Raw genomic sequence first — 19,981 nt, 5'->3', positions numbered from 1 at the left:
CTCTTGATCTAAAGGGTCAGGCGCCGTCGCCGGCGGGGCGCGAGGCGTGCGCCTGGAACCTGAACGCGCGGATCATCGCCATGACGTCCGTCTCGAACCGTTCGGGCGTGGCCTCCTGGCCGACGATCCAGGCGTAGATCTCGCGGTCCGACTGTTCCAGCAGGGTTTCCAGGGTGTCGAACTGCTCGGGCGTCAGGCTCGGGCCATGGATGTCCGCAAACGGCCCAAGGATCAGGTCCGCTTCCCGGAAACCGCGATGCCAGGCGCGGAACCGAAGGCGCCGGAGGCGGGAGTCGTGGTCGATGCTCATGTGTCGGCGGATATAGAGCGAGCATCGACGCGGCGCCAGCGCCACGGCGTTTTCAGGTCCGCACAGTCGTTCCGAGCAAAGCTCCGAATACCCCCTATCGCCTTGTGGAGATTGACTTTGCCGACTTTCGGCCTATTTATCCCCAACTTCGGAGCAGGTCTGGCGAATCCGCGCCGCCCGCTCGCCCAAGCACGGGCGGCTCCGGATCAGACCAGCGTGTAATGACCGAATTTTCCGACCTCGGGCTTTCGCCCACGACCCTGCAGGCGGTCGCCGACACCGGCTATACCACCGCGACCCCCATTCAAGCCCAGGCCATTCCGGTCGCCCTCGCGGGCCAGGACGTCCTCGGCATCGCCCAGACGGGCACCGGCAAGACCGCCGCCTTCACCCTTCCGATGGTCGATCGCCTCGCCTCGGGCCGCGCCAAGGCCCGGATGCCGCGGGCCCTGGTCATCGCCCCGACCCGCGAACTGGCCGACCAGGTCGCCGCCAGCTTCGAGAAATACGCCAAGGGCACCAAGCTCTCTTGGGCGCTGCTGATCGGCGGCGTCTCGTTCGGCGACCAGGAAAAGAAGCTGGACCGCGGCGTCGACGTGCTGATCGCCACGCCCGGCCGCCTGCTCGACCACTTCGAGCGCGGCAAGCTCCTGATGACCGGCGTGCAGATGATGGTGGTCGACGAGGCCGACCGGATGCTCGACATGGGCTTCATCCCCGACATCGAGCGCATCTTCAAGCTGACGCCGCCGAAGAAGCAGACCCTGTTCTTCTCGGCGACCATGCCGCCGGAAATCACCCGCCTGACCAAGCAGTTCCTCCGCGACCCGGTCCGGATCGAGGTGGCTCGCCCGGCGACAACCAACGCCAACATCACCCAGCGCCTGGTCAAGGTGCCCTCCTCCGATCCCAAGGCCAAGCGACTGGCTCTGCGGGCATTGATCGAGAAGGCCGGCATCGAGACCGGCATCGTCTTCTGCAACCGCAAGACCGAGGTCGACATCGTCGCCAAGTCGCTGAAGGTGCATGGTTTCGACGCCGCCCCGATCCATGGCGACCTGGACCAGACCCAGCGGATGAAGACCCTCGCGGACTTCCGTTCGGGCGCGCTGAAGATCCTGGTGGCCTCCGACGTCGCCGCGCGCGGCCTGGATATTCCGGCGGTCAGCCACGTCTTCAACTACGACGTCCCGCACCACGCCGACGACTATGTGCACCGGATCGGCCGCACGGGCCGCGCTGGGCGCACCGGCGAAGCCTACATGCTGGTGACGCCGTCCGACGACAAGGGCTTCGACAAGGTCATCAAGCTGATCGGCTCGACGCCCGAGGAAGAGAAGCTGGACCTCGACTACTCGAACGCCGTCACGGTCAAGCGCGAGGGCGACCGCGATCGCAAGCGCGGCGGCCGTGATCGCGGCGACCGGGAAGAACGTGGCGGCCGCGGCCGTCGCGGGCGCTCCGAGGACGCCGCCGAGACGCCCGCCGAAGTCGCCGCCGACGCGCCGGAAGCCCTTGAGGAGCGTCCGGCCCGCGAACGCAGGCCGCGCCGCGACCGCGAGCCGCGCGAGCCGAGAACGGTCGCTCCGGCCCCGATCGAGGCCGAACCGCGCGCCGCCCGTCCCGAGCGCCCCGAACGTCCCGTGCGCGGCGTCCAGCCGGTCCGGGACCGCGACGACGACGATCGGCGCGTGGTCGGCTTCGGCGCCGACATCCCGGCTTTCCTGGCCCGCCCCACGCCGGGCGTCGCCAAGGCCAATACCGACAACTGAGGCTCTCCAGCCCCACGAACGTCAAAGGCGCCGGACGATCATCCGGCGCCTTTTTCATGTTCCGCCCAGCGCGCGCCGGGCCGAGGCCTCGACGCTACCGCTTGATCTGATCCGCCAAGTACTTGCGGATGCCTTCGCCATAAGGCGGACGCAGCGCCAGCATCGGCGCGATGTCCTTCTTCAGTTGCTGGAACACCGCCTTCTTGTGGCTGAATTCGAGGAAGCCGTCGTGGCCGTGATAGGCGCCCATGCCGGCCGGACCAATGCCGCCGAAGGGCAGCTCCTCCTGGGCGACGTGGAAGATGACGTCGTTGACCGTCACGCCGCCACTGGTAGTGCGCGCCAGCACCCGATCCTTCTCGGCATCGTCGGTCCCGAACCAGTAGAGCGCCAGCGGCCGCTCGCGGGCGTTCACATAGTCGACGGCCTCGTCGACGGACTTGTAGGTCTTCACCGGCAGGACGGGTCCGAAGATCTCCTCCTGCATCACCTTCATGTCGTCGGTGGGGTCCAGGATCAGGGTCGGGGCGATCTTGCGGTGCTCCTGCTGCGACAGGTCCTCGCCGGCCGGATTGATCTCGACGATGCGAGCGCCCTTGGCGCGGGCGTCATCCACATAGCCCTTCACGCGGTCGTAATGGCGCTGGGCGACCACGGCGGTGTAGTCGGGATTGTCCTTGATGGTCGGGAAATAGCGGCCGACGGCGGCCTTGGCCTCCTCGACGAAGGTCTCGACCTGGTCCTGGGGCGCGAACACATAGTCGGGCGCCAAACAGATCTGTCCGGCGTTCAGGGTCTTGCCGTTCATGATCCGCGCCGCGGCCGTGGCCATGTCGGCGCCGCGCGACAGGATCACCGGACTCTTGCCGCCCAATTCCAGCGTCACCGGCACCAGGTTCTCGGCCGCCGCTCGCATCACGTGCTTGGCCACGGAGGTCGCGCCGGTGAAAACCAGGTGATCGAAGGCCAGGCCCGAGAAGGCTTGACCCACTTCGGGTCCACCGACGAAGACCGCGACCTCCTCCTCGGAAAAGGCCTTGGCGAACATCGCCTTGAGCAGGTCCGAGGTGGCGGGCGTGAATTCCGATGGCTTGATCATCGCCCGGTTTCCGGCCGCGAACACGCCCGCGAGTGGCGCGAAGGTCAGGTTGACCGGAAAGTTCCACGGACTGATCACCCCGACCACGCCCTTGGGCTGGTACTGGATTTGAGCCTTCGCGCCGAACAGGCCCAGGATCGCCGGGGTCGTCTTGCGCTTCTCGGGCTTCATCCACTTGGCGAGGTTGTCGCGGGCGAACTTCAGCGGGCCGATCGACCCGGCCACGTCCGTCAGGGCCGTGGCGTCGGCCGAGCGCGCCCCGAAGTCAGCGTTGACCGCCTTGGCGATCTCCGCCTGATGCCCGACAAGGAGGTCGATACAGCGGTTCAGCCAGTCGATCCGCTTCTCCGCGCTGGGCGGACCGTCGCGCAGGTGCGCGGCCTTTTGCCTCCGCAAGACGTCGTCCATGAGCGCCTTGTGAGCGTCCAAAGTCAGATTAACCGGTGCGTTCATGATCTGTCGCTCCTCCCGCGGCCCGCCCTGTCGGCGCGAGGCTCACCTTATCAGCGTTCACCATGCGCGAGACTAGGTCATCGCGCAAGCGAACGGCGTTCGTTCTTAACGGCTCGTAAGAACTCTAGGGCCTATGCTCGCGCTCCAAGTGATCGGCGTCGCCGCAGGGGGCCGCGTCGACCAAGGAAGAAGACATGTCGGACGTCGAAACCACGCTACGCGGTCCAGAAGCCTACAAGATCGCCTCGCGCGCTTTGGAACTGATGGAGCGCCATCAGGTCTGGCCAACGGCATTGAACTTCGAGCTGTGGACGCACTATGTGGCCGATCCCGAAGGTGCCCTGGCCCGCGAACTGACCCGTCTGATTTCCCTCGGCGAACCGATGACCGAGCTGGTCTCCGAAGAACTGGCCGCCGCCTATCTGCCCAAGGCCAGACTGAACCAGCAGATCCGCGACGCGGGCGACATCTTGTCCAAGGAACTGGAAGCCGTCTCCAAGGCTATCCAGAACGCCCAGAAGTCCAACGCGGCTTTCGGCAAGGAATTGGCCGGCGCCAGCAAGACCCTGGACAAGACCACCGACGTCGAAGCCATCAAGAACCTGGTCGGCGGCCTCGCCGAAGCCACCCGGCGCGTCGCCAAGGAAAACCGGTCGCTCGAAGCGCGCCTGGCCGAATCGACCTCGGAGGTCGAGCGCCTGCGCGAGCACCTCGAACAGGTCCGCCGCGACGCCACGACCGACGGCCTGACCAATCTGGCCAATCGCAAGGCGTTCGACGAAGAACTAGATCGCGCCTGCCAGGAGGCTGACGAAAGCGGCACGACGATCTGTTTGGCCGTGCTCGACATCGACCATTTCAAGGGCTTCAACGACACCTGGGGCCACCAGACCGGCGATCAGGTCATTCGCTACGTCGCGTCGGTCATCGGCCGCGTCGCCGCCCCGCCGCGATTCGCGGCCCGCTACGGCGGCGAGGAGTTCGCGATGATCTTCCCGCGCGAGACCGCCAAGGCCGTCTCCAACACCCTTGAGGAAATTCGCGTCGAGGTTTCCTCTCGGATGCTCAAGCGTCGCTCGACCAACGAGGACCTGGGCGCGATCACCATCTCGTCGGGCTTCGCCGAGCGTAAGCCGGGCGAAAGCGGCCACTCGATCATGGAACGCGCCGACGCGGCGCTCTATGCCTCCAAGCGCGGCGGCCGCAACCGCGTCACCTCGGCCGAAACCTCGCCCGCGTCGGCGAACGCCGCCTGACGCCATTCATCAAAAGACCGCCGAGCGCCGTCGATCGAAGGATCGGCGGCGTTTGCTTTTGAAGATTCCGCTAGCCTTCCCAAGCGGCAAAGGCGCCTAGAGTCTCCCCAAAGAACTTAGGGAGCCCGCGTCATGACCGCCCATGGGGACTATCAAAAGATCCGCGTCTCGACCGAAGGCGGCGTCGCCACGGTCACCCTCGCCGATCCGGCGACGCTGAACGCCGCCAGCCTGGAGATCGCTCGCGAGCTGATCCATGCCTTCTCGTCGATCGCCGCCGGCAAGGTCGAGGCGCGCGCCGTCATCCTGACCGGCGAGGGCCGCGGCTTCTGCTCCGGCGCGAACCTGTCGGGCGGCGGCGCGGCCGGCCGCGAACTGGACGTCGACGGCAAGCCAGACGCCGGCTCGGCGCTGGAGAACACCTATAATCCGCTGATGACGCTGTTGCGGGACTTCCCGTTGCCGATCGTGACGGCGGTGAACGGTCCGGCGGCCGGCGTCGGCTGCTCGATCGCCCTAATGGGCGACATGATCGTGGCGGCCGAGAGCGCCTATTTCTTGCAGGCCTTCCGCCGCATCGGCCTCGTTCCCGACGGCGGCTCGACCTATCTGCTGCCGCGCCTGATCGGCAAGGCGCGCGCTATGGAAATGATGCTGTTGGGCGACAAGATTCCCGCCGCCACCGCTCTGCAATGGGGCCTCGTTAATCGCTGCGTTCCCGACGAAGAGCTGATCGGCGCGGCGACGGCGATCGCCCAGGAGCTGGCGCGGGGCCCGGCGGCGCTAGGCGCGATCCGCAAGCTCGTGTGGGACAGCCTGGACGCCGACTGGACCGGCCAGCTGCACGCCGAACGCAAGGCTCAGAAGTTCGCCGGCAAGACCGAGGACTTCCTCGAAGGCGTCACCGCCTTCCTGCAGAAGCGCGCGGCGGCGTTCAAGGGGCGGTAGCCGAAACCTGCAAGGCCCTAAGCGCCGCCAGGGCCTCAGCCGCGCGCTCGGCCGGCACGAAGACATGGTCGTGGTTCAGCGCCGCGACCATGTTGCAGGCGATCCCGGCCTCGGCCAGCGCCGTCGCCACGGCGGCGGTCAGGCCGACGCCGTCGAGGGCGGAATAGACGTTCAGGGTGATCATCGCCATCGGCGCGTCGACGGAGAAGCCCGCTGACCTCGCCGCTTCGGCTTCCAGGATCAGGCTGACACCCTCGGCTTCGCGAAACATCGCCAACGGCTCCAAAGCCCACCAATCCCGATCACCGGCGGCGCAGAAGACATAGACTCCGTTCTTAAGCTCGGGCGTCATGCCGGCGACCATTTCCCGAGCGCCGCGAACGACTTGCATCAGTCTTTCGACGCCTGGAGATACGGCTTGTAGCTCTTCTCCTCGACGATCTCGGAGCCGGCGGCCTCATTGATCGCGCGCTTGATCGCCGCGCGCTTGTCGTTGTCGATGTAGACGCGGCGCGCCAGGGCCACGAAGTCCGGGCCGAAGTCTTGGCGGCGCTCGCAGTCGCGCTTGCCGTCCTCGATGTCCCAGAGCGCGGCGTTGACGTCGGTCAGTTCGTCGGTCAAGCGCGCGATCTCCGCGGTATCGGGCAGATGTTCGCGCGCGGTGGCCTCCAGCAGGGCCAGCTCCTTGCGGACATTAGCTTCCTTGGCCGCATCGCCGATCCGCTCGGCCTTCACCCGCAGGATGGTGATTTTGTCGACCAGTTCGCCCGCCGAGATCGGCGCGAGGATGGACATTCAGGACGCTCCGGACACCAACTTTTCGACGGCCGCCCAGACCGCGTTGGTCGGCAAGGCGCCCATGCCGCTTCCGTAGTCCTCCGCGATCAGCATCTCAAGCCGCTCGGCGGCGGGACGGAACTTCACGGCTTTGCGGCGGTCCTGTTGCAAGGAGAGCAAGGGCGCGCCGCCGGCGGCCAGCATGTGGCCAGGGCCGGCGTCATTGGCGACGCCCGCCGCGAGACGTCCGGCCAGGGCGATGACCAGTAGCGGCCCCTTAACCGGCAGGCCGTCCGTCCGATTGCGTTCGGGCTGCACCGCCCGCGGGATCTCGCGCGCGGCGATCGCCGCGTCCTCGGCCTCGTCGGGGCCGAAGAAGAACACTGGCGTCCAGCCCTGGGCGACGATCCGACGCGCCAGGTCGAGATAGTTCTCAAGCGGCCAGCGCTTGTCCTGGCCGCCCGCGCCGGGCGCGAGGCCGACATAGGTCTGACCGGCCGGCAGCAGGATCTCGGCGGCCTTCAGGGCGTCGGGATGGGTCAGCGCCAGGGGCCTCGGCGCGCCCTGCCCGTCCGTGGCCAGCGTCAGCAGTCGCGCCAGGCGGTCAGTCACCGCCACGGGCCAATCTTGGCTCCGCGCCTGCCGCGCCGCCGATACGAAACGCCCCGCCGCGCCGCGCCGGGCGACGCCGCCGCGCCGCAGGTTCTCCTGGGTGTCGATGACGAGGTCGAACTTACGACCGCCAAACGGCCTGGACCAAGGCAGGCTGTCGAGCACGCTGGCGCCGTTCGCGCCCTCCAAGATCACCTCGTCGATATAGCCCTGGACCACGGTCTTCAGCGGCCCCGTGTAGACGGTGTCGCCCTTGGCGGCGCACCAAGTGATCCGCGCATCGGGGAACGCCGCCCGCAGACCAGCGATGAAGGGCAGCTTGATCAGGCCGTCGCCGATCACCTCGCCCATCGAATAGATCAAAACCGTCTGGACCATGGCCGTGTGTCGCCGCCCGGCCGCGCCGGGTCAATGTCGATCACGGAAATGTAAGTGATTACTCACTTGCATTTCAAGGGCACGGCGCGATGCTTGTCTCATGAGCGCCAAGCCCCGCATCGAACGCGCCGCCCTCGAAGCCTTCGTCGCCGACGGCGTCGACGCGACCACGACCAAGGCGATCGCCGCCCGCGCCGGGGTCTCGGAAGGCGCGATCTATCGCCACTGGAAGAGCAAGGACGCGCTGGCGGTCGGCCTGTTCATGGACTGCCATCGGCGGCTCTCGCGACTGATCGAGGACGAAGCCGCCGCCGTCGATGGGATCAAGGCCAAGGCCATGGCGCTGGTGAAGGCCTATTGCGCGGTAGCCGACGAGGACTGGCTGCTGTTCTCGTTCCACCTTTTGCAGCTGAACCACTTCCTCCCCTACTATCAGGAGGATGGTCGCGACCCGGTCACCTTGGTCGAAAACGTGATCAAGCGCGCCATGATCAATGCCGAGCTGCCGCCGGGCGACCCGCGCGTGCTGGCCGCCATGGCGATCGGCGTGATCACCCAGACCGCCCAAAACAAAGCTTATGGCCGCCTGGGCGACGACGCCCTCTCGGCTCACGCTTCACTCATGACGGCGGCCGTCCAGGCCGTGCTCTTCGCTCGCTAGGATCGAACACAATGCGCAGCGCGCTTTTCAACGCCTACTACTGGGTCCTGTCGATCTTCTACGGCCTGTCGGCCGCCCTCGCCGCGCTGGCGCCGGGACGCGATGCGGTGACCTTCGCGCTGCGGCTCTACAGTCGCCGGATGCTCTGGGCGCTAGATCGCCTCGCGGGCGTGGAGGTCCAGCTGAAGGGCCAGGAGAACCTACCCGCCGGCCCGTGCATCATCGCCGCCAAGCATCATAGCTGGGGCGACGGCTTCGTGATGTTCGCTCACGTGGACAACCTCTCTTTCGTCACCGGCGACCACCTGGAGAAATTCCCGCTGGTCGGCGCGATCCTGAAGAAGTTCGGCGCCATCGTCGTCGACAGCTGCGGCGGTCCCGAAGCGCGCGAAGCCCTGTCCAAGAGCGCGGCCCAGGTCGCGGCCGAGGGTCGGCGCATCCTGATCTATCCCGAAGGCCACCTGGCCGCGCCCGGCGAGCGGTTCCGCTACCGGACGGGCGTCTATCACATGAGCAAGGACTTCTGCCTGCCGGTGGTGCCGGTCGCGACGAACCTGGGGTGCTTCTGGCGGCAAACGGAAAAGCAAAAGACTCCCGGCGTGGCCACCGTCGAGCTCCTGCCGCCCCTGCCCTTGGGACTGGAGAAGGACGTCTTCATGGCGGAGCTGGAGCGGGTGGTCGAGACACGCACCAACGAACTGATCGCGGAGGCGCGCGGCGCGCCCGCGCGGGAGTCAGTGCTTGTGGAATGGGATGGGCGGAAGAACGTGCCGATAGAAACGAAGGTCGTTACAGCGAAGCCTATCCCCTAGGGAGAAGGTTTCGCCCGGCTCAAACCTCGACCGGACACTCCGCCGGGATCGCCACGAATGTCCCCTCGACCCTCCGCTTGCCGAAGTGGGTCTGGGCGCAGGTCGAGGAGCACAGCAGGCCGGTATCCGACCAATAGAGCGGCGCCTCGTCCTCGTGCTTGAAGCTCGGCGCGCCCCACGGCAGACCGCATTCGACGCAGGCGGGGGTTCTGGCCAACATCAGTCCTGAACCTCGGCCGCCGGCTGAATCGTCACGCTCTCGCCGCAACCGCAGGCGTCGGTCTCGTTGGGATTATGGAACACGAACTTCGAGGACAGCTTAGTCACCTCGTAGTCGATCTCGGTGCCGATCAAAAAGAGCACGGCCTTCGGCTCGATCAGGATGATGACGCCCTTGTCCTCGACGACCTCGTCGATCGGCCCCTTCTCCTCAGCGTATTCGAACACGTACTCCTGGCCGGCGCATCCGCCGTTCTTCACGCCCACGCGCAGGCCGACATAGGGCTTGTCGGCCTTGGCCATGATCTCCTTCACGCGCGCGGCCGCGGCGTCGGTCAGGGTGACGACCTTGGGGCGCGGGCGGCGGGGACGGGGCGAGACGGCGGCTTCCATGGCGTTTGAACCGATCAGAACATATTCAACTGCAGCTTGGCCTCGTCGCTCATGCGCGAGGCGTCCCACGGCGGATCGAAGACGAGGTCGACCGCGCAGGACTTCAGGCCCGGGATCTCCATGACGGCGTCCTTGACCCAGCCGGGCATCTCGCCGGCCACCGGGCAGCCCGGAGCGGTCAGGGTCATCTCGATGGCCACGTCCCTGTCGTCCGAGACGTCGACCTTGTAGATCAAGCCCAGCTCATAGATGTCGACCGGGATTTCCGGGTCATAGACCGTCTTCAGCTTCTCGATCAGCTGGTCGGTCAGCCGGTTCAGCTCGTCTTGCGAGAGGGCCGAAGCGGGTTCGGGAGCGGCGGCGGCGTCGGTCATGAAGCGGCTCAACTGAAGAAACTGCGGGCCTTGGCCAGCGCGTCGACGAACGCGTCGGCCTCTGCCTCGGTGTTATATAGGGCGAACGAGGCGCGGGCGCTCGACGTCACGCCGAAACGGCGCATCAGGGGCTCGGCGCAGTGGGTCCCGGCGCGCACGGCGACGCCGTAGCGGTCCAGCACCTGGGCGATGTCGTGGGCGTGGGCGCCCTCGACCGTGAAGGACAGCACCGCGCCCTTGCCGGGCGCCTCGCCGAGGATCCGCACGCCATTGACGCCGCGCAGCCGCTTGGCGACGCGTTCGTAGAGGGCGTGCTCGTGGGCGAAGATCGCGTCGCGGTCCAAGCCGTTCAGCCACTCGATCGCCGCGCCCAGGCCGACGGCCTCGAGGATCGCGGGCGTGCCGGCCTCGAAGCGGTGCGGCGGGTCGGCATAGGTGATCTTGTCGAGCGAAACCGAGCCGATCATCTCGCCGCCGCCCTGGTACGGCGGCAGGGCCGCCAGGCGCTCGGCCTTGCCATAGAGCACGCCGATGCCGGTCGGGCCGTACAGCTTGTGGCCGGAGAAGACGTAGAAATCGACGTCCAGGGCTTTGACGTCGACCTTGGCGTGAACCACGCCCTGGCAGCCGTCCAGCAGCACCGGCGCGCCGGCCGCGTGGGCCAGGCGAACGATCTCGGCCACCTCGTTGACCGTGCCCAGCACGTTCGACATGTGGGTGACGGCGACCATCTTGGTCTTGTCGGACAGCAGGCCCTTATAGGCCTCCATGTCCAGGCGCCCGTCATCCAGCACCGGGATAAACTTCAGAACGACGCCCTTGCGCTCGCGCAGGAAGTGCCATGGCACGATGTTGGCGTGGTGCTCCATCTCCGAGAGCACGATCTCGTCGCCAGCGCTCAGGCTGAGGCCAAACGAGGACGCGACCAGATTCACCGCTTCCGTCGCACTCTTGGTCCAGACCACCTCGTCGCGGTCGGCGTTGATGAAGCGCGCCACGGTTTCCCGGGCCTTTTCATAGGCTTCGGTCGTTTCGTTGGCCAGCGTGTGCAGGCCGCGATGGACGTTGGCGTAGGAGGTCCGCGCCAGGCCCATCATCGCGTCCAGCACCGCGTCCGGCTTCTGGGCGCTGGCGGCGCTGTCAAGGTAGATCAACGGCTTGCCGTGGACTTCCCGCGCCAGGATTGGGAACTGGGCGCGGATCGCCGCGACGTCCAAGCCCCTTCCCCCTTGCGGGGAAGGGGTCGGGGATGGGGGTGTCAGCGCGGCGCTGGTCATGCCTCGCTCCCCAGCTTGCGGACGACCCAGGCGGCGGCGGCGTCGCGCGCGCCCTCGTGCCCAATGCGCTCGATCACCTCGCAGACAAAGGCCACGGTCAGCATGGCCTTGGCCTCGGCCTCGGGGATGCCGCGCTGCTCGGCATAGAACAGCACCTCGTCGTCCAGGGCGCCGATCGTGTTGCCGTGGGCGCAGGAGACGTCGTCGGCGAAGATCAGCAGCTCGGGCTTGGCGTCGATCTCGGCCTTGTCCGACAGGATCAGGGCGTGATGGCCCATCCTCGCGTCGGTCTGGTCGGCGCCCTTCTCGACGACGATCCGGCCCTGGAAGACGCCGCGCGCCTGGTCGGTGACCATGCCCTTGGTCAGCTGGCTGGTGACGCCGTCGAGGCCGCCGTGCGTGACGACGCTGGTCAGGTCGGCGTGGCGCTGGGCGTCCAGCAGATAGGCCCCGTCCAGGCGAACCTCGGCGTGTGCGCCGGGGTGGCGGACGCGGGTCTCGATCCGCTGGCGGCGCGCGCCGGAGGTCAGGACGGTCTGGGCGAACTTGGCGCCGGGGGCCAGGGCGACGTCGGCGGTGACGACCGAGATGGCGTCCGCATCGTCGTCGGCGAAGATAATCCGTTCGACGATCGCGTCCTTGCCCAGACGGATATTGACCGCCACGTCCGAAACGTAGCCCGTGCCGCGTCCTTCGTAGCTTTCGATCAAGGTCAGCTTAGCGCCTTCGCCGACGTCGACCCAAAGCTCGGCGCCATGCGCTGTTGCATCCGTCGCCGACATGAAGCGCCAGCCGACGAAGCGCTCTTCGCCTGCGTCAACAGCGAGATCCGTGGGTCCGCGACCGTTGACGACACCCCCTGTCATGTCGAGGGTTCCGGAAAGCGGGTTCTCCCAGAACCAAGCTCGGCCTTGGGGTGACGCAGGCGGCAGGACCTTCAGCAGACCTCGCAGGTCGGTCCAGCGCCAGTCCTCGTCACGCCGCGACGGCAGCGCCGAGAGGTCGCCGGTCTTGAGGGCGGTCGAAAGGGTCAAGCCGCCGCCCCCACGATGCGGTCATAGCCCTCGGCTTCCAGCTGCAGGGCCAGCTCCGGACCGCCCGAGGCGACGATGCGGCCGGCGGCCAGCACGTGGACCTTGTCGGGTTTGATGTAGTCCAAGAGGCGCTGATAGTGGGTGATGACCAGCATCCCACGCTCGGGCGAGCGCAGGGCGTTGACGCCTTCGGAGACGATCTTCAGGGCGTCGATATCCAGGCCGCTGTCGGTCTCGTCGAGGATGAGGAACTTCGGCGAAAGCATGGACATCTGGAAGATTTCCATCCGCTTCTTCTCGCCGCCCGAGAAGCCGACGTTCAGGCCGCGCTTGAGCATCTCGAAGTCGATCTTCAGCGCCGCGGCCTTCTCCTTGGCCAGCTTCAGGAAGGCCGGGGCGGCGATCTCGTCCTCGCCCCGCGCGCGGCGCTGGGCGTTGAGCGCGGTGCGGATGAAGGTCAGGGCCGGAACGCCCGGAATTTCCAGGGGATATTGGAACGACAGGAACAGGCCCTTGGCCGCCCGCTCGTTGGGCTCCAGCGCCAGCAGGTCCTCGCCGTTGAGCGTCGCCGCCCCTTCCGTGACCTCATAGCCGTCGCGGCCGGTCAGCACGTAGGACAGGGTCGACTTGCCGGCGCCGTTCGGGCCCATGATCGCGTGGACCTCGCCGGCCGGCACGTCCAGCGTGACGCCCTTCAGGATCGGCTTGTCCTCGACGCGGGCGTGAAGATTTTGGATCTTAAGCATTGGTCTCACGGGTCTTTTGAGTGGCCGCGTCATCACCGACGAATGTCTCGACGACCTCGATCTGGCCTTCGATGGCGGCGTTGAACAGCGAAAGATCCTCGGCGGGGATCCAGTATTCCTCGTGCTCTCGCCCGCCCACGACCTTCTTGTCGTAGGCGCTCAAGAAGGCTGCCGAGACGTCGAAACGCGTAACGTAGCCGCGCCTGTCATCGTTATGCACAGCGTTCCAATCGCGAGCGATCTGGGCTGCGTAATCCTGGTTGGTCACGGGATAGAAGATCGGCTGCTCGGGCAAACGCGGCGGGAACTCAATCCAACCGGAATCCTCGATCAGCTTCAGCTCCGCCGTGCCAACAGGTCGATAGAGGGTGACACACGTCATCCCACAGACCCTTCCAGCGAAATCGCCACGAGCTTCTGGGCCTCGACGGCGAATTCCATGGGCAGTTGCTGCAGCACGTCCTTGACGAAGCCGTTGACCAGCAGGGCCACCGACTCCTCTTCCGACAGGCCGCGCTGCTGGCAGTAGAACAGCTGGTCATCCGACAGCCGGGTGGTGGTGGCCTCGTGCTCGAAGACCGACTGGCCGTTGCGGGCCTCGATGTAGGGCACGGTGTGGGCCGCGCAGTCCTTGCCGATCAGCAGGCTGTCGCATTGGGTGAAGTTGCGCGCGCCCTTGGCCTTGGGGTGGGCCGAGACCAGGCCGCGATAGGTCGAGGTCGACTTGCCGGCGCTGATGCCCTTGGCGACGATCCGCGAGCGGGTGTTGGCGCCTAGGTGGATCATCTTGGTGCCAGTGTCGGCCTGCTGATGGCCGTTGGTCACCGCGATCGAATAGAACTCGCCCGAGCTGCCCTCGCCGCGCAGCACGCAGGACGGATACTTCCAGGTGATGGCCGAGCCGGTCTCGACCTGGGTCCAGCTGACCTTGCTGCGGTCGCCGCGGCAGTCGGCGCGCTTGGTCACGAAGTTGTAGATGCCGCCCTTGCCGGTCTCCGGATCGCCCGGGTACCAGTTCTGGACGGTCGAGTACTTGATCTCGGCGTCGTCCAGCAGGACGAGCTCGACCACGGCCGCGTGCAGCTGGTTCTCGTCGCGCATCGGGGCCGTGCAGCCCTCCAGGTACGAGACGTAGGCGCCCTTGTCTGCGATGATCAGGGTGCGCTCGAACTGGCCGGAATCCTTGGCGTTGATCCGGAAGTAGGTCGACAGCTCCATCGGACAGCGCACGCCCGGCGGGACGTAGACGAAACTGCCGTCCGAGAAGACCGCGCTGTTGAGGCAGGCGAAATAGTTGTCCGAGGTCGGCACCACGCTGCCCAGGTACTGGCGGACCAGCTCGGGGTGCTCGCGGATCGCCTCGCTCATCGAGCAGAAGATGACGCCGGCCTGGGCCAGCTCCTTCTTGAAGGTCGTCACGACGCTGACGCTGTCGAACACGGCGTCGACGGCGTAGCGCGGCGCGCCCTCGACGCCGGCCAGAACCGCCTGCTCCTTCAGCGGGATGCCGAGCTTTTCGTAAGTCGCCAGCAGCTCCGGATCGACCTCGTCCAGGCTCTTGGGGCCCTCTTTCGACTTAGGTGCTGCGTAGTAATAGGTGTCCTGATAGTCGATCGGCGGATAGCTGACCTTGGCCCAGTCGGGCTCGTCCATCGCCAGCCAGCGGCGATAGGCGTCAAGCCGCCATTCCAGCATCCATTCCGGCTCGTCCTTCTTGGCCGAGATGAAGCGCACGATGTCCTCGGAGAGGCCCTTGGGGGCAAACTCCTGGTCGATTTCGGTCGTGAAGCCGTGCTCGTACTTCTCGAGCGCGGCGACGGTTTCGACAGTTTCTTTGACCGCGGCCACTAAGCCACCTCCCGGCGCCGGGCGCCGATACGCTTCCAGGCGGCGAGCCAGGCGTCGCCGCACTTGATCCAATCGTCTTCCGTGCTCGCCCAACCGCCGCTGACACGCAGGGCGAACGGGGCGAGATCGGCGCGGCCCAGGGCTTCCACCACGCGGCTGGCCTTGACCTTGCCCGACGAGCAGGCGCTGCCCGCGCTGACCATGATCCCGGCCAGATCCATGTTCATGACCTGGACCTCGGAGCCAAAGCCCTCGCCGGCGAAACACAGGGTTTGCGGCAGGCGATCGGCGCCTTCGCCAAGCACGACCGCGCCAGCCGCCTTCAGCCGCTCGGCCAGGGCGTCGCGCCATTGGGCCTGTTCGGCCATCGAGGCAAGGCCTTCCCGCGCCGCCTTGGCCGCCGCGCCGAAGGCGGCGATCCCGGCGACGTTCTCGGTGCCGGCCCGGCGGCCGCGCTCTTGACCGCCGCCGTGCAGGCGGCGGGTGACGGTGGCGCGGGTTCCGGCGACCAGCGCGCCCACGCCCTGCGGTCCGCCCAGCTTGTGGGCCGACAGCGCCATGGTGTCGGCGCCGAGGCCGGAGAAGTCGATGGCGATCTTGCCGGCGGCCTGGACGGCGTCGACATGCAACCAGCCATCGTGGGCGCGGACGAGGGCCGAAGCCTTATCCACAGGCTGGATGACGCCGATCTCGTTGTTGGCCAGCATCAGGCAGACCAGAGCCTTGCCCGGCTTTTCAAGCGCTTGCGCCAGCCAGCCGAGATCGGCGACGCCATAGTTATCCACAGGCAGGACCTCGACCGGCAGGCCGGATGCCTTGGCCGTTTCGGTCACCGCGTCGTGCTCGATCGCGGAGAGGATGATCCGCTCGACGCCCGCGACCTTGGCGCTCTCGATGGCCAGGGCGTTACCCTCGGTGCCGCCGCTGACGAAGGTGATCGAGCCGGCCGGCACGCCGACCAAGGCGGCGACCTCGGCGCGGGCGCGCTCGACGACGTCGCGGGCGGCGCGGCCGGCGGCGTGGACCGACGAGGGATTGGCCGGGCTCTCCAGGGCGCGCAGCAGCGCGTCCTTCGCCTCCGGCCGCAGGGGCGCCGTGGCGTTGTAGTCGAGATAGACCGATGTGCGGGAGGCGTTCACTCGGCCGCGATCTCCATCGGGCGCGCTGGACGCAGTTCGCCCGCCAGCACGTCGGCCACCGAGACGCTGGCCAAGTAGCCGTGGATCTGCCGGCCCATCTCTTCCCAGAGATTATGCGTCATGCAGCGCTCGCCGCCGGCCATGCAGCCCTTGGCCTGGCCCTTGGTGAAGTTGCAGCGGGTGGCCCGCAGCGGCTCGTCGACCGCCAACACGATGTCGGCGATGAAGGTCTCGGCGGAGGCCTTGGCGAGTCGGTAGCCGCCGCCCGGGCCGCGCGCGCTGATCACCAGCCCCTTGCGGCGCAGGCGGGCGAAAAGCTGTTCGAGATAGGAAAGCGAAATCTGCTGGCGCGCGGCGATCTCGGCCAGGGCCACGGCGCGGCCCTCGCTTTCGTCCTGGCGCTTGGCCAGGTCGGTCATCGCCATGACCGCGTATCGCCCCTTGGTGCTCAGGCGCATCGCCTTACCCCTTGCAGATTCCGCGCGCATCGGCTTTTGCGTGTGCTACAAGCCGCGACTTCGCGCGCGGGCTCGGTGGCCCGCTACGCGTTGGCGATTTAGGAAGACCAAGCGCGGCGGTCAAGTATTCCGAGTCTCAAAAAGGCCGGACGCGGACCGTCGCCAGCGGAAGGGGACCACATGCCTGATGTGATTTTGACCGGCGCGTCCGGGCGGATCGAGGGTCGCTATTCTCCGGGCAAGACCGAAACGGCGCCCATCGCGCTGATCCTGCACCCGCACCCCAAGGCCGGCGGTCACATGAACCACCCGGTGTCGGTTCAGCTGTATCACCTGTTCATGAAGCGCGGCTTCGCGACTCTGCGCTTCAACTTCCGCGGCGTCGGCCGCAGCCAGGGCGAGTTCGACGCCGGCATCGGCGAACTGGCCGACGCCGCCACCGCTCTGGACTGGCTGCAGACCTCGAATCCGGCCGCCAGCCAGACTTGGGTCGCCGGCTTCGATTTCGGCGCCTATATCGGGATGCAACTGCTGATGCGCCGGCCCGAGACGGACGGCTTCATCTCGGTGTCGCCGCCGACCAACATGTACGACTTCAGCTTCCTGGCCCCCTGCCCGGCCTCGGGCCTCTTCCTGACGGGCTCGGCCGACACCATCACCCCGCCGGTCGAGGTGGAGCGCGTGGTCACCAAGCTGCGCACCCAGAAGGGCATCACGATCGACTACGAGGTCATCGACAAAGCCACCCACTTCTGGGCCGAGCACCTGCCCAGCGTCGAGAAAAGCGTCAGCGACTATCTCGACAAGCGCTTGGCGGAAAATCCGATCTAGACAGCTGGGCAAGGCCTCCTTTCGGGAGGCCTTTTCCATGAGGCGGTGCGACGTTGCGTCACTGGCGTGACGGCGCCGCTAGCGTAACACTGGTCACGAACCTATTTTTCATCAATTGATGAATATCAAGGGCGCGTGATGCATTATGACATCGTCATCGTTGGCGGGGGCGCCGGCGGGCTGGAATTGGCGTCGCGGCTGGGCCGTCGCCTAGGAGGCCGGCGCATCGCGTCCCATGGGGGCAAGCGCAGGGTGCTCCTGATCGATCGCTCCAGCTTTCACATCTGGAAGCCGACCCTGCACGAGGTAGCGGCCGGCACGTTGGACGTCCACCAGGAGGGCGTGTCGTATTCTATCCTGGGCCGATCGAATGGCTTCAACTTCCTGCTCGGCGAACTCGCGACCTTCGATCCAGGCGCCAAGCGTCTGACCCTGAAGGCGATCACCGACCAGGGCGGCCAGGTCCTGGCGCCCGAGCGGACCATCACCTTCACCTATGGCGTGCTGGCGATCGGCTCGGGTTCGAACCTGTTCGGCACGCCCGGCGCGGAGCAAGCTTATCTGCTGGAGCGCACCGAAGACGCCGAGGTTTTCCATGCGCGGCTGCTGGCCGCCTTCACCAGGGCTTCGTTCTCGACCGACAAGATCATGCGCGTGGCCATTGTCGGCGGCGGCGCCACGGGCGTCGAACTCTCGGCCGAACTGATCGAGGCGCACCGGGAGTTATTGGGCAGCCTTGGCGACGAGCAACGCTTCCGGCTGGACATCACGGTGGTCGAGGCCGCTGAGCGAATTTTGGGCGGCCTGCCCCCGGAGATCGCCGACAAAGCCAAGCTCGCGCTTGAGCGCAAGGGCGTGGCGGTGAAGACGGACGCCAAGGTGCTCGCCGTCCACGCCGACCGGCTGGAGACCAGCCGGGGCGACGTCCTCGCCGACCTGATCGTCTGGGCGGCGGGCGTCAAGGCGGCAGAGGCGAACCGAGGCTTCGGCCTGGAGACCAATCGCGGCAACCAGTTCGTGGTCAATGATCGACTTGAGACCTCCTCGCCCGACATCTGGGCCCTGGGCGATTGCGCGGCGGCGCCCTGGAAGGACGGTAAGACCGTTCCCGCCCGCGCCCAGGCGGCGCACCAGCAGGCCAGCTATCTGGAACGGGTCCTGATCGCGCGACTGCGCCAAGGTCATGTCCAGACGCCGTTCGTCTATCGCGACTTCGGCTCTCTGGTGTCGCTGGGCGATAACAAGGGCGTGGGCGCGCTGATGGGCGGTCTGGGCGGGCCGAACTTCTTCATCGAGGGCCTGTTGGCCAAGTGGGCCTATATGTCGCTGCACCTCGACCACCACCGGGCGATCCTGGGCGTCGGCCGCACGGCGACTCTGGCCATCGCGCGGCTGCTGCAGCAGCGCGTGTCGGGACGCTTGAAGCTGCACTAACTGCCCCCAGCTCCTAGGGCGAGATCCATTAAGGCTGAACGATCCGCCCGCCCGTCATCGGCGCCTTCACGCCCGTGGTGCCGGGGAAGCTGATCGGCAAGCCCTTCGCCGTCCGGGCGGCCAGATAGGCGAAGGCTTCGGCCTCGATGCTGTCGCCGCGCCAGCCGTGCGCCTCGGCCGTGTCGACCGGGACCGGCGCTCGCTCGGCCAAGGTCCGCATAATCATCGGGTTGTGTCGCCCGCCACCGCAGACGATCAAGGCGCTGGGCGTCTCGCCGCCGTGCGAGAAGGCGCGGAACACACCCTCGGCCGTGAAGGCGACCAGGGTGGCCGCCGCGTCCTCCGGCGACAGATCAGCCACCGGGTCCAGCGAGAAGTCGTAGCGGTCGAGCGACTTGGGAACCGGCGCGTCGAAATAGGGGCTCGCCAGCAGGGCCTTCAGCGCCGCCTCGTCGACGCGCCCGGCGGCGGCCAGCCGGCCGTCCTCGTCGAAACGCCCCAGCCCCCGCCCCTGCAGCATCAGGTCGATCATGCCGTTGCCAGGACCGGTGTCGAAGGCCAGGAGTTCGCCGCCCGAGCCGATCAGGGTGATGTTGGCCACTCCACCGACGTTCAGCGCCGCGACCGGCGCGGCCAGGCCCGAAGCGCGGGCGCGCGCCGCGTGGTAGATCGGCGCCAGCGGCGCGCCCTCCCCGCCGGCGGCGACATCGGCCGTGCGGAAGTCGAAGGCCACCGGTCGTCCCGTCGCCCGGGCCAGGCGCTGGGCGTCCAAAAGTTGGACCGTGCGCCCCGGACGCTGGGCCGATGGCCGCTCATGCAGCACCGTCTGGCCGTGCACGCCCAGCAGATCAAAGGCGTCCCAGGTCAGGCCGTGTTCCCGGAGGAAATCGCTGGCGGCATGGAAGTGCTCGTCGGCGACGGCCTTGCGCGCCGCGTCGAAGATCGCCGGCTCCGGCGCGCCACGCGGCCAGGCGCGGGCGATGTCGGTGGTCTTCAGCAGGAGATCGCGCGTCTCCTCGCGCAGCTTTCGCTCGCCCGCCGGGCCGAAGGCCTGGATGTCGTTGCCGTCGGTCTCCAGCACCGCCATGTCGACGGCGTCGAGCGAGGTGCCGGTCATAAATCCAAGGATACGCATGAGCCGTTGACTGCC

At 67.3% G+C, this 19,981-nt stretch carries 23 protein-coding genes; 7 read left to right on the top strand and 16 right to left on the bottom strand.

Going from position 1 to position 19,981, the window contains the following annotated elements:
• Window positions 1-16 precede the first annotated feature (16 nt).
• A complete protein-coding gene (locus tag OR37_RS01165; RefSeq protein WP_004615289.1) occupies window positions 17-310 on the bottom strand; it encodes a succinate dehydrogenase assembly factor 2 in 294 nt (97 codons plus the stop codon).
• A gap of 221 nt (window positions 311-531) precedes the next feature.
• Here OR37_RS01165 and OR37_RS01160 point away from each other — a divergent pair, with 221 nt between their 5' ends.
• Complete coding sequence (locus tag OR37_RS01160) at window positions 532-2,082, top strand: DEAD/DEAH box helicase (RefSeq protein ID WP_004615288.1); 1,551 nt, start codon at window positions 532-534, stop codon at window positions 2,080-2,082.
• A gap of 94 nt (window positions 2,083-2,176) precedes the next feature.
• Here OR37_RS01160 and OR37_RS01155 read toward each other — a convergent pair whose 3' ends face one another.
• A complete protein-coding gene (locus OR37_RS01155) occupies window positions 2,177-3,634 on the bottom strand; it encodes a coniferyl aldehyde dehydrogenase (RefSeq protein ID WP_004615287.1) in 1,458 nt (485 codons plus the stop codon).
• A gap of 194 nt (window positions 3,635-3,828) precedes the next feature.
• On the opposite strand from OR37_RS01155, the gene OR37_RS01150 reads away from it, so the two are divergent.
• Together OR37_RS01150 and OR37_RS01145 are read left to right on the top strand one after the other, a co-directional pair.
• Entirely contained in the window at window positions 3,829-4,890 is a 1,062-nt protein-coding gene (locus OR37_RS01150) for a GGDEF domain-containing protein (protein ID WP_004615286.1), read from the top strand.
• Window positions 4,891-5,022: 132 nt separating this feature from the next.
• Window positions 5,023-5,838, top strand: coding sequence for an enoyl-CoA hydratase/isomerase (locus OR37_RS01145; protein WP_004615285.1), 816 nt, complete (start codon window positions 5,023-5,025; stop codon window positions 5,836-5,838).
• Here the strand turns inward: OR37_RS01145 and OR37_RS01140 are convergent.
• The 3 genes from OR37_RS01140 to OR37_RS01130 are packed head-to-tail and all read right to left on the bottom strand — an operon-like array spanning window position 5,825 to window position 7,605.
• A complete protein-coding gene (locus OR37_RS01140) occupies window positions 5,825-6,232 on the bottom strand; it encodes an ACT domain-containing protein (RefSeq protein ID WP_106404322.1) in 408 nt (135 codons plus the stop codon). The genes OR37_RS01145 and OR37_RS01140 overlap by 14 nt on opposite strands.
• Complete coding sequence (locus tag OR37_RS01135) at window positions 6,229-6,633, bottom strand: DUF6165 family protein (RefSeq protein ID WP_004615283.1); 405 nt, start codon at window positions 6,631-6,633, stop codon at window positions 6,229-6,231. Before OR37_RS01135 ends, OR37_RS01140 begins: the two co-directional genes overlap by 4 nt.
• Complete coding sequence (locus tag OR37_RS01130) at window positions 6,634-7,605, bottom strand: glycosyltransferase family 9 protein (protein ID WP_004615282.1); 972 nt, start codon at window positions 7,603-7,605, stop codon at window positions 6,634-6,636.
• A gap of 100 nt (window positions 7,606-7,705) precedes the next feature.
• Between OR37_RS01130 and OR37_RS01125 the strand changes: the two genes are divergently transcribed.
• Together OR37_RS01125 and OR37_RS01120 are read left to right on the top strand one after the other, a co-directional pair.
• Window positions 7,706-8,266, top strand: a complete 561-nt coding sequence (locus tag OR37_RS01125) for a TetR/AcrR family transcriptional regulator (RefSeq protein WP_004615280.1) — start codon at window positions 7,706-7,708, stop codon at window positions 8,264-8,266.
• Between the two features lie 11 nt (window positions 8,267-8,277).
• Window positions 8,278-9,078, top strand: coding sequence for a lysophospholipid acyltransferase family protein (locus OR37_RS01120; protein ID WP_004615279.1), 801 nt, complete (start codon window positions 8,278-8,280; stop codon window positions 9,076-9,078).
• A gap of 19 nt (window positions 9,079-9,097) precedes the next feature.
• On the opposite strand, the gene OR37_RS01115 is transcribed toward OR37_RS01120, so the two are convergent.
• Genes OR37_RS01115 through OR37_RS01070 form a run of 10 tightly spaced genes read right to left on the bottom strand, consistent with a single transcriptional unit; the run spans window position 9,098 to window position 16,566 of the window.
• Window positions 9,098-9,298, bottom strand: coding sequence for a hypothetical protein (locus OR37_RS01115; protein ID WP_004615277.1), 201 nt, complete (start codon window positions 9,296-9,298; stop codon window positions 9,098-9,100).
• Window positions 9,298-9,690 (bottom strand): HesB/IscA family protein, encoded by a 393-nt coding sequence (locus tag OR37_RS01110; RefSeq protein WP_004615275.1) that lies wholly within the window; start codon window positions 9,688-9,690, stop codon window positions 9,298-9,300. The genes OR37_RS01115 and OR37_RS01110 overlap by 1 nt, the downstream gene beginning before the upstream one ends.
• A 14-nt stretch (window positions 9,691-9,704) precedes the next feature.
• The gene (locus tag OR37_RS01105) at window positions 9,705-10,064 is read right to left on the bottom strand and encodes an SUF system Fe-S cluster assembly protein (RefSeq protein WP_004615274.1); all 360 of its coding nucleotides are present in this window, start codon (window positions 10,062-10,064) and stop codon (window positions 9,705-9,707) included.
• An 8-nt stretch (window positions 10,065-10,072) separates the two neighbouring features.
• Window positions 10,073-11,341, bottom strand: a complete 1,269-nt coding sequence (locus tag OR37_RS01100; RefSeq protein WP_004615273.1) for an aminotransferase class V-fold PLP-dependent enzyme — start codon at window positions 11,339-11,341, stop codon at window positions 10,073-10,075.
• Entirely contained in the window at window positions 11,338-12,375 is a 1,038-nt protein-coding gene (gene sufD / locus OR37_RS01095; RefSeq protein WP_004615272.1) for a Fe-S cluster assembly protein SufD, read from the bottom strand. The genes OR37_RS01100 and sufD overlap by 4 nt, the downstream gene beginning before the upstream one ends.
• Window positions 12,372-13,121: a Fe-S cluster assembly ATPase SufC gene (gene sufC, locus OR37_RS01090; protein ID WP_004615271.1), complete on the bottom strand. Its 750-nt coding sequence runs from the start codon at window positions 13,119-13,121 to the stop codon at window positions 12,372-12,374. The genes sufD and sufC overlap by 4 nt, the downstream gene beginning before the upstream one ends.
• Window positions 13,114-13,503, bottom strand: a complete 390-nt coding sequence (locus OR37_RS01085) for a hypothetical protein (protein WP_004615270.1) — start codon at window positions 13,501-13,503, stop codon at window positions 13,114-13,116. Before OR37_RS01085 ends, sufC begins: the two co-directional genes overlap by 8 nt.
• Complete coding sequence (gene sufB / locus OR37_RS01080; protein ID WP_004615268.1) at window positions 13,500-14,969, bottom strand: Fe-S cluster assembly protein SufB; 1,470 nt, start codon at window positions 14,967-14,969, stop codon at window positions 13,500-13,502. The genes OR37_RS01085 and sufB overlap by 4 nt, the downstream gene beginning before the upstream one ends.
• A complete protein-coding gene (locus tag OR37_RS01075) occupies window positions 14,969-16,108 on the bottom strand; it encodes a cysteine desulfurase family protein (RefSeq protein WP_004615267.1) in 1,140 nt (379 codons plus the stop codon). Before OR37_RS01075 ends, sufB begins: the two co-directional genes overlap by 1 nt.
• Window positions 16,105-16,566: an Rrf2 family transcriptional regulator gene (locus OR37_RS01070; RefSeq protein WP_004615266.1), complete on the bottom strand. Its 462-nt coding sequence runs from the start codon at window positions 16,564-16,566 to the stop codon at window positions 16,105-16,107. The genes OR37_RS01075 and OR37_RS01070 overlap by 4 nt, the downstream gene beginning before the upstream one ends.
• A 180-nt stretch (window positions 16,567-16,746) precedes the next feature.
• On the opposite strand from OR37_RS01070, the gene OR37_RS01065 reads away from it, so the two are divergent.
• Both OR37_RS01065 and OR37_RS01060 read left to right on the top strand, forming a co-directional pair.
• Window positions 16,747-17,397, top strand: a complete 651-nt coding sequence (locus OR37_RS01065; RefSeq protein WP_004615265.1) for an alpha/beta hydrolase — start codon at window positions 16,747-16,749, stop codon at window positions 17,395-17,397.
• Between the two features lie 138 nt (window positions 17,398-17,535).
• Complete coding sequence (locus OR37_RS01060) at window positions 17,536-18,831, top strand: NAD(P)/FAD-dependent oxidoreductase (RefSeq protein ID WP_004615264.1); 1,296 nt, start codon at window positions 17,536-17,538, stop codon at window positions 18,829-18,831.
• A gap of 28 nt (window positions 18,832-18,859) precedes the next feature.
• On the opposite strand, the gene OR37_RS01055 is transcribed toward OR37_RS01060, so the two are convergent.
• Window positions 18,860-19,966 carry an anhydro-N-acetylmuramic acid kinase gene (locus OR37_RS01055; RefSeq protein ID WP_004615263.1) on the bottom strand — a complete coding sequence of 369 codons (1,107 nt, stop codon included), beginning with the start codon at window positions 19,964-19,966 and terminating at the stop codon, window positions 18,860-18,862.
• Between the last annotated feature and the right edge of the window lie 15 nt (window positions 19,967-19,981).

The organism is Caulobacter vibrioides OR37 (genome assembly GCF_000372645.1).
Classification (GTDB): domain Bacteria; phylum Pseudomonadota; class Alphaproteobacteria; order Caulobacterales; family Caulobacteraceae; genus Caulobacter; species Caulobacter vibrioides_E.
The sequence above is the reverse complement of the archived record's forward strand: the minus strand, read 5'-3'. Positions and strand labels throughout refer to the sequence as shown.

Bases quoted from the DNA above. Each gene is read 5' to 3' on its own strand.
- OR37_RS01070 (WP_004615266.1), bottom strand. From the start codon at position 16,566: ATGCGCCTGAGCACCAAGGGGCGATACGCGGTCATGGCGATGACCGAC.
- OR37_RS01100 (WP_004615273.1), bottom strand. From the start codon at position 11,341: ATGACCAGCGCCGCGCTGACACCCCCATCCCCGACCCCTTCCCCGCAA.
- OR37_RS01120 (WP_004615279.1), top strand. From the start codon at position 8,278: ATGCGCAGCGCGCTTTTCAACGCCTACTACTGGGTCCTGTCGATCTTC.
- sufC (WP_004615271.1), bottom strand. From the start codon at position 13,121: ATGCTTAAGATCCAAAATCTTCACGCCCGCGTCGAGGACAAGCCGATC.
- OR37_RS01065 (WP_004615265.1), top strand. From the start codon at position 16,747: ATGCCTGATGTGATTTTGACCGGCGCGTCCGGGCGGATCGAGGGTCGC.
- OR37_RS01115 (WP_004615277.1), bottom strand. From the start codon at position 9,298: ATGTTGGCCAGAACCCCCGCCTGCGTCGAATGCGGTCTGCCGTGGGGC.
- OR37_RS01130 (WP_004615282.1), bottom strand. From the start codon at position 7,605: ATGGTCCAGACGGTTTTGATCTATTCGATGGGCGAGGTGATCGGCGAC.
- OR37_RS01125 (WP_004615280.1), top strand. From the start codon at position 7,706: ATGAGCGCCAAGCCCCGCATCGAACGCGCCGCCCTCGAAGCCTTCGTC.
- OR37_RS01160 (WP_004615288.1), top strand. From the start codon at position 532: ATGACCGAATTTTCCGACCTCGGGCTTTCGCCCACGACCCTGCAGGCG.
- OR37_RS01150 (WP_004615286.1), top strand. From the start codon at position 3,829: ATGTCGGACGTCGAAACCACGCTACGCGGTCCAGAAGCCTACAAGATC.
- OR37_RS01110 (WP_004615275.1), bottom strand. From the start codon at position 9,690: ATGGAAGCCGCCGTCTCGCCCCGTCCCCGCCGCCCGCGCCCCAAGGTC.
- OR37_RS01165 (WP_004615289.1), bottom strand. From the start codon at position 310: ATGAGCATCGACCACGACTCCCGCCTCCGGCGCCTTCGGTTCCGCGCC.
- OR37_RS01145 (WP_004615285.1), top strand. From the start codon at position 5,023: ATGACCGCCCATGGGGACTATCAAAAGATCCGCGTCTCGACCGAAGGC.
- OR37_RS01055 (WP_004615263.1), bottom strand. From the start codon at position 19,966: ATGCGTATCCTTGGATTTATGACCGGCACCTCGCTCGACGCCGTCGAC.
- OR37_RS01105 (WP_004615274.1), bottom strand. From the start codon at position 10,064: ATGACCGACGCCGCCGCCGCTCCCGAACCCGCTTCGGCCCTCTCGCAA.
- OR37_RS01135 (WP_004615283.1), bottom strand. From the start codon at position 6,633: ATGTCCATCCTCGCGCCGATCTCGGCGGGCGAACTGGTCGACAAAATC.
- OR37_RS01085 (WP_004615270.1), bottom strand. From the start codon at position 13,503: ATGACGTGTGTCACCCTCTATCGACCTGTTGGCACGGCGGAGCTGAAG.
- OR37_RS01060 (WP_004615264.1), top strand. From the start codon at position 17,536: ATGCATTATGACATCGTCATCGTTGGCGGGGGCGCCGGCGGGCTGGAA.
- OR37_RS01155 (WP_004615287.1), bottom strand. From the start codon at position 3,634: ATGAACGCACCGGTTAATCTGACTTTGGACGCTCACAAGGCGCTCATG.